The following is a 6,997-nucleotide window of genomic DNA, read 5'->3' on the forward strand; positions in this document are numbered from 1 at the left end:
GTAATTGTGGCAGCTCATCTGGCCAATCAGCAAACTAAACAAGATGTTGAGCAACGATATCAGATTAAATTACGAGTTGCTAAACGTTTGATATTTTTCAAAAATTTGACTTTTTCTTATGAAAAGATTATAGTTAGAGTTGTGATTGCTATAAAAACCATAAAGTATATTCTTTTGTTCTAAATCCCAAACTGTTATGATTTTATTTTTTGAGACACAAATTACTTGCTTGCCATCAGGAGTAATGGTAACATCATTTACTGAATTTTTATTTTCTATTACTTGAATGTGTTGATCTTGGAATTCTAAATTCCAAACCTTGAGTGTTTGATCTTTTGAAGCAGAAATAATCTTATTACCATCTCGTGTTACTTTTATATCATAGATTGAGTAATCATGACCAATAAAAGTTAATTTTTTTTCTTGATATTTTATATTCCAAACTTTAATAGTATTATCGAAGGAAGCAGAAATTACTTGTTTACCATCAGGTGTAAGATCAAGAGCACTAATAGGATTGTTATCATCTTCAAGGGTGAAAGCTTTTGTTCGCGTTTCTAAATTCCAGATTATAATAATGTTTGTAGCCTTATGACTAGAACCAGCAGAAATTAGCCACTTATCGTCACGACTAACTGCCATTGCATATACTGGCTCCGAATTTACACGACCCTGGAAATCTTTCTGCCCATGTATCTTCCTGAAAAGCATTTTGCCATTTGTTAAATTCCAAACCTTGATAGTTCCATCATCTGATCCAGAAATTACGCGATTATCCGAGGTGATAACAACAGTTCTCACTAAGTCTCCATGACCGATTAGGGTTAACTCTTCTTTAGCAGTTTCCAAATCCCAGACTTTCATAGATTCATAGTTTGCAATTGATGCTGAAACCACTTTCTTGCCATCGGGAGTAACGGCTAAAGCAACTACAGGGAGACTATGACGGTTAAATCTCTGTATTTCTTTACCTGTTGCTAAACTCCAGACTCTAACTGTATTATCAGAGGCACCAGAAATTACCCTAGTTCCATCAGGAGTAACCGCTACAGCATTTACTGGAGAAGTATGACCTGTTAATGTTAAGACTTCTGCACCTGTATTCAAATCCCACACTTTAACGGTGTGATCCGATGAAGCAGAAATTACCATGGTTCCATCTGGTGTGACAGCAACGGCATTTACCGAGTCACCATGACCACTAAGGGTAGAGAGTAAGGGTCCAGTAGGAGGATTTAACGTAGCTGTCAAGCTACGCAAACAAGTAGTTTCAGTTTGCGGTATCTGTTGTAATAATCGTTGAATGTCTAGGGTATCACAATCTAGTAAACGCCCTGAAAGTTGCCCTGCTAATTGATTTTGATCTTGACTTAATATATGTTTTGATAGTCGCAATGCTCCCTGAATTAACTTCAGTGATTTTATCGTTTGCTCGCTGTAGTCTGGATGAGCTAAGTCTATATCATTAATCAACTCATAATCTTCAATCAGTGCCTTGATGCCAAATTCAGGATGATTAAGTTTGGCTTCTATAAACTCATAATTACTTAACAAACGAGATAATTTGTTAAGTTGACCACCTTCTAACCATAAACGGGGAATATCACCCAAGAAATGCTCTATTTCCTCTGGTGATTTTTGCCCTAACCAACTGCGAAGATTACTCATAATTCAAGGGGTGCATCTCAATGCATGCTGTTTGATCTTTGATCCGGTGGTGCGTTACGGGGCTGGCTGTCGTAACCAAGCACGAAGAGTCGGAAAATTAGGGCGACCGCCCCTAACACACCCTACAAAACTCATAACTCCAGCCCTTCTGTCATATTATCCGCAATTTCAGTAATAATATTAGGTAACATCACGCCTGCTGCTTGCACAATATCCTGTCGATGCAAAAAATCTCGGAAACTTTCGTGATAAAATCGATAACGTGGTGGTCGATAGCTTTCTTGTTTCTGTAAAAATTGCTGCCATCCATCAAGCACTTCCTGCACGGTGAATTCATCTTGCTTAGAATAGTTAGCAATTATTTTACGAGAAGCTGCACTACGTAAGGCACACATCACATAAACAATTTTAATTTTAGCCCTGGGTAAAGGCTTGGTTGTCATCCCCATCAGTTGCCAATGGTTTTCGTAATAGCCTTGTAACCCTACGGGTAATTCATTCAATGGTTTATCATTATAAAAGCCATCGGCTATGGCTGGCAACACACAGCGCAAATACATAAAATTATTTTCGCTTTTTACGGCAATTTGTTCTACAAATTCCTGGTTAGAGAGGGCACGTTGCTGGTTAATCCACTGACTCAACCCCTGTTTATAGTTATTATGATTAAGCAATTGCCAAATATACTCTTTTACATCTTGATTGCTTTGTTTAGACTTTTCCCTTAAATCCAATTCTTGGCTTGGTGTACTCGGGGATAACCGCAGCCTTTTCTCATTCTGATTATACGGTCTTCTGGTCAGGATAAAATAAACACCATCTGGCAAAATAGTCGGTAAATATAAAATATTTCCAGCTCCCTCTTGGTCAACTTCATCCAAGGCATCTACAACAATCACCAACCGTTCACCGGCAGATAATTTTTCCCTAACCTTAGCCAACAACGCTGATAAATCAGCATCTTGAGCATCTGACAACTGGTAACGAGTGGTCAATTGTTGACGGATTTTCCTTAGGAATAATTCTGGACGATTCATGCCCTCAGCACGACTATTAAAAAAGCAAATTGCTTCTGGATTGTCTAATACATACTTAGCCGCAATGGCACTTTTCCCCATCCCAGCATCACCAATAACAGTAAAGTAGCCATGAGTAGTGTTGCTGAAGAATTGTTCAATAGCCTTAAAGACAAACTGACGTCCGCAAAATAAGTCAGTTTTGTCTTGAATAAGTTGTTCAAACTCTGGTGGTAACTGCTGTTGAGGCTCCCAGTCTTTTTTGTCAACGATATCAGTTGGTTTAATCTTTAGAACGTTACAAATATTTCTAACTGCCCATCGTTCCACTCCATGGGGACAATCTTTAGTGCCAAGCAAGCGCTTAACGGTATCCACAGAGACACGGGCTTGCTGTGCTAGTTTCTCTTGAGTTAGTCTAGCGTCTTTGTAAGCTTGTTTGAGTCTGGCTTTACCTTGCTGACTCGATCGCACTTTGTCAGATTCGAGCATTTTGATTTTAGGGAGTCGGGAGTCGGGAGTCGGGAGTCGGGAGTCGGGAGTAGGGAGTCGGGAGTAGGGAGTCGGGAGTAGGGAGTAGGGAGTCGGGAGTCGGGAGTCGGGAGTTATGTAACTCGTGGTTACTGGGAATTTCACCAACTAGGGCAGATAGGTTTTTCTTGATTAACCTATTTGCCCTAATCTATTTTACACAGGACTTACGCAACGCCCCCTAAATCCGCCAATTCTGGGGGACTTTGACTTGATTACCCCCCAAAATTGGGGGGCAGGGGGGCAAAACCGACTAACTTCGTAAGTCTGATTACAGCAATAGGGCAAAGGCTAACATCAACTAAACCCATTTGCCCTTGGCGTAGATAGTTTCCTCTGAATAGGATACGAATATCAGCAGCAAACGATAGAAGATTGAGGAGACTAACAATGCCCTTTAATTTTAATAAGAAGCCACAAAACAACGATGACTCCCGTAATATCAAAGAAGAAATTATTCTGGAATTATTACGACAAGCACGACATAGTTACAACCTTGCTCTTGGTGTAACTGCTGCATCAGCGTTGATGACTTTATTTGGTGTCGGATTGTTTTATAGTAACAAAGTGTCGGAAGCAAGCCTGACAGCATCGGGGGGAGTTTTGGGGACTATTACTAGTGTCCAATTCGCCAAGGATTCACAGGAAGAATTAGAGGAAATGATGGAGAAGTTGTTAGATGAAACAGGGGATTAGTGTGGGGAGATAGGGAGATGGGGAGATGGGGAGATGGGGAGATTTGTATTAATGGTAGTGGTAAAATCCCTATATACTTTCTTGCCTATTGCCTATTGCCTATTGCCGGGTGCATCTCCTAAAAGCTGTTTGATCCGGTGGTGCGTTACTAACGCACCCTACGCAACATTTACTGTTCCCTGTTCCCTGTTCCCTGTTCCCTACTTTTATAAAATGTTTACCTTTCAATTCACCAACTTAGAACATTCTCGTTGGGTTACCTCATGGCGATAGCGAAACATTTGCTCTAATTGCAGCGTTACTAACCAACCAAACATTTCTTCCACTAACGCTCCTCCTGGTAAAGCAAATTCAATGGAATCAGTTAGCCGAGTTTTCTGGTCTTCTGGAATAAATTGATGGCGATGAACCCAATAGTCAAAGGGTCCTTCTTTTTGTTGATCACTAAAGAGTCGGTATTGCTCATACTCGGTATGAACAGCATTCCATTGTAAGGGAATTAGACCAACAAAAATCCGAAATTCCGAAACTGCTCCAATCCCTAAACCTCCTTCACGACGGATCACCTGGATTGGTTGCCAGGGTGGAGTGAGCAGATCGAGTATATCATCTCGCTCATGAAAGTTCCAAACTATGTCAACTGGTGCATTGATCACAGTAGAATAGTTAAAGTGCAGCATTATAACAGTTTTAAATTGGGTTAGGTAGTTTCGTCTTGGGTTTTAGGGAGCAGGGAGGAGGTAAGAGGGAAAAAATCCTGTGTACCTTATATCTACAAGTTATCAATAAATATAAAACGCTGGTTTGGAGACTATAGCCTGTCAACCTTCAACTTATCAACCGGTCAACCTTCAACTTGTCAACCTTCAACTGATCAACCGGTAAACCTGTTAACTTATTAACAGGTAAAGCTGTAAACGCGATTGACCGTAGGTCACGCTACGCGAACGCAAAGTTAGAGCTGGTAACCAGAGTCATTCCAACCATAAATTGGGTCTCTTGACTGCTCTTTTTGCCGATTTTTTCTGACCTGAGTTGCTCGAATCAGGGTTTGCCTGACAATACTGACCAGGTTATACCATGTTATTTCCTGATTTTTGAGTAATTCCCGGATTTCTTGCAGAGCCAGTTTAGCGGCTAGAGATTCAGTTTCTTCTTCTGGTCTAATTGGTGTAGAAAGCCTGATCGGGTCTCGTTGCACCGCAGCAAAGGCTTGACGCACAGTAGTGGTAATCTGCTGCCTTAGTTTTTTGTGTCCCTTTAACTGCTGCTGACGCCTCCCCTCTTCACAGGAAGCATACAGAGGTGGTAAACGATTGAGGGCGTAGGTAGCCACTTCTACCTGGTTTATATACTTAGCTAGCTTTGGGGAAAGTCGAGACTTTTGAAGCTCTATTTCCTGAGCCACTAAGATTTCCATGACATTTTGATAGTTGATTGCTTGATGTAATCGATGTGCTTCCATGACTTAACCAATTTATTGCAATAAATAAAAAGTCTTTGACGAGTGGCAAGATCAAAGATGGCAAGGTGAAAGACATTTTGTTCTGCCTACCCAAGCACCAGATCGTCAAATCCCCTAGTTGGGGTCACCGTTTCTGAGTAACCAATTTATTGAACTCCTGTTGGATTAGCTCTGAGCTTCTACTACTGTAGTGAAGCACTTATAGATAGCTTTTATTTATCCTGTGAGGAACTCTCAACAATAGCTCTTTAGTATTTTTTTTGGTTTGAGCTTAACCCTACACCTGGCCAGGTGACTCTGGTACCCACATCTGCTACCCAAATCTGGTACCCACAATAGTAACTCATCTTTTGCTTTCCGCCTATGATATAGATCACAGGCAAAAGCCACGGTTGCGATCGCAATCCTAATTCTGAACCAGTCGCATTTTGTATAAATCTAGTCCTAATTACTAAGTACTGAGGGGTTGATCAAAGTTTTTACTTGTTACAAATTCCCTAGGATTGCTAGAGGGATAATCATGTGTTATAATTCAAAGGTTTGTTGATTTTTTTGACGACGCTGGATAATATTTTCAGATACTTCTAAATCGACCTGGACTTTTCTAATTGCTAGGTCTACCGGTAATCCTCTGAGATACCAGCGGTATACCCTGGCTAAGGTAGATTCATCGGCATCAGCCATAGCCGATGCGATCGCATCTTGAACAGGACTAGGTACCATTTCCTTTAGGGTGGGGAATCGCTTGCTAGTAAACTCATCCCGACCACTTTTTAACTTAAGAAAATCTTTAAATTTAGCATTTTTTCCGAGGGCAATCAGCTCAGAGATCTGGTTAGCAAGTTTTGGTACAGGTTTAGCCTTGGGCAACTCAGAGAACTGATCAGCAAGTTTTGGTAAAGAAGGTTGAACCTTGGGCAACTCAGTTGCTTTCTTTCTTACAGCGCTAACCCCTTTGCGTTGATCCATAGCCTGATTCGCAACGGCATCGGCTTCTGAATTCTGTGCTCGGGGAATCCACTCTAATTGAACAGAGTCAAACTGGTTCAGAAGTGACTTAGCTTTTGTCCATAACGGTCGTAAGTGGGGTGTTTTAACTCTCCAGGTACCTTTAAGCTGATTGATAACCAGTTGAGAATCTCCTTTTAGGACTACCTGCCCAGCACCGATTTCCAAAGCCTTCTCCAACCCAAGAATGGCTCCGGTATATTCGGCCTCATTGTTGGTAGCATGAGGAAAAAATTGACTAACGCTAATGGTTTTAGCTCCCGGTTGTTTAATAACAGCAGCAGCACCAGCTATGCCAGGATTCCCACGAGACCCCCCATCAAATAGGATAGTAAGCTTGCTGTTAGTCTTCTTAGCTGTTAAGTTGACTGATTGGTTGTTCATATAATATTCGCTTTTGCGTTCACCCAGCGGCTCCTACAGAGCATCGCAAAATGCCTCTGAAGAAGGGAAGCATATATATATAAGGTAATAGACTCAACTAGCGGCGATCAGCTCAGTTAAGTAGGCTTCCCGAGAGCAAATTACCGCCACGGGAACCCCAGCAGCTAACGCAGAGTAGAGTTTGCTAGGAGCCACTAAGGTTTCCATACCAGGAATCACACTTACTAAC

General features: G+C 41.3%; 6 protein-coding genes. 1 reads left to right on the plus strand and 5 read right to left on the minus strand.

Going from position 1 to position 6,997, the window contains the following annotated elements; all coding sequences use genetic code 11:
- Positions 1-69: 69 nt before the first annotated feature.
- Together F6J94_RS27395 and F6J94_RS27400 are read right to left on the minus strand one after the other, a co-directional pair.
- Entirely contained in the window at positions 70-1,668 is a 1,599-nt protein-coding gene (locus F6J94_RS27395) for a WD40 repeat domain-containing protein (RefSeq protein WP_293046090.1), read from the minus strand.
- Between the two features lie 131 nt (positions 1,669-1,799).
- On the minus strand, positions 1,800-3,320 hold the full coding sequence (locus F6J94_RS27400) for an AAA family ATPase (RefSeq protein ID WP_293046094.1): 1,521 nt from the start codon (positions 3,318-3,320) through the stop codon (positions 1,800-1,802).
- A gap of 285 nt (positions 3,321-3,605) precedes the next feature.
- On the opposite strand from F6J94_RS27400, the gene F6J94_RS27405 reads away from it, so the two are divergent.
- Complete coding sequence (locus F6J94_RS27405; RefSeq protein WP_293046098.1) at positions 3,606-3,911, plus strand: hypothetical protein; 306 nt, start codon at positions 3,606-3,608, stop codon at positions 3,909-3,911.
- 224 nt (positions 3,912-4,135) lie between these two features.
- On the opposite strand, the gene F6J94_RS27410 is transcribed toward F6J94_RS27405, so the two are convergent.
- The 3 genes from F6J94_RS27410 to F6J94_RS27420 form a co-directional block, all read right to left on the minus strand.
- Entirely contained in the window at positions 4,136-4,591 is a 456-nt protein-coding gene (locus F6J94_RS27410) for an SRPBCC family protein (RefSeq protein ID WP_293046102.1), read from the minus strand.
- Between the two features lie 275 nt (positions 4,592-4,866).
- A complete protein-coding gene (locus F6J94_RS27415; RefSeq protein ID WP_293028373.1) occupies positions 4,867-5,376 on the minus strand; it encodes a late competence development ComFB family protein in 510 nt (169 codons plus the stop codon).
- A gap of 525 nt (positions 5,377-5,901) precedes the next feature.
- On the minus strand, positions 5,902-6,768 hold the full coding sequence (locus F6J94_RS27420; protein ID WP_293046105.1) for a ribonuclease HI family protein: 867 nt from the start codon (positions 6,766-6,768) through the stop codon (positions 5,902-5,904).
- Between the last annotated feature and the right edge of the window lie 229 nt (positions 6,769-6,997).

The organism is Moorena sp. SIO1F2 (assembly GCF_010672755.1).
Lineage (GTDB): Bacteria > Cyanobacteriota > Cyanobacteriia > Cyanobacteriales > Coleofasciculaceae > Moorena.

Excerpts from the sequence above, each read along its gene's own strand:
- F6J94_RS27395 (WP_293046090.1), bottom strand. The coding sequence starts at position 1,668 with ATGAGTAATCTTCGCAGTTGGTTAGGGCAAAAATCACCAGAGGAAATA.
- F6J94_RS27405 (WP_293046098.1), top strand. The coding sequence starts at position 3,606 with ATGCCCTTTAATTTTAATAAGAAGCCACAAAACAACGATGACTCCCGT.
- F6J94_RS27410 (WP_293046102.1), bottom strand. The coding sequence starts at position 4,591 with ATGCTGCACTTTAACTATTCTACTGTGATCAATGCACCAGTTGACATA.
- F6J94_RS27415 (WP_293028373.1), bottom strand. The coding sequence starts at position 5,376 with ATGGAAGCACATCGATTACATCAAGCAATCAACTATCAAAATGTCATG.
- F6J94_RS27420 (WP_293046105.1), bottom strand. The coding sequence starts at position 6,768 with ATGAACAACCAATCAGTCAACTTAACAGCTAAGAAGACTAACAGCAAG.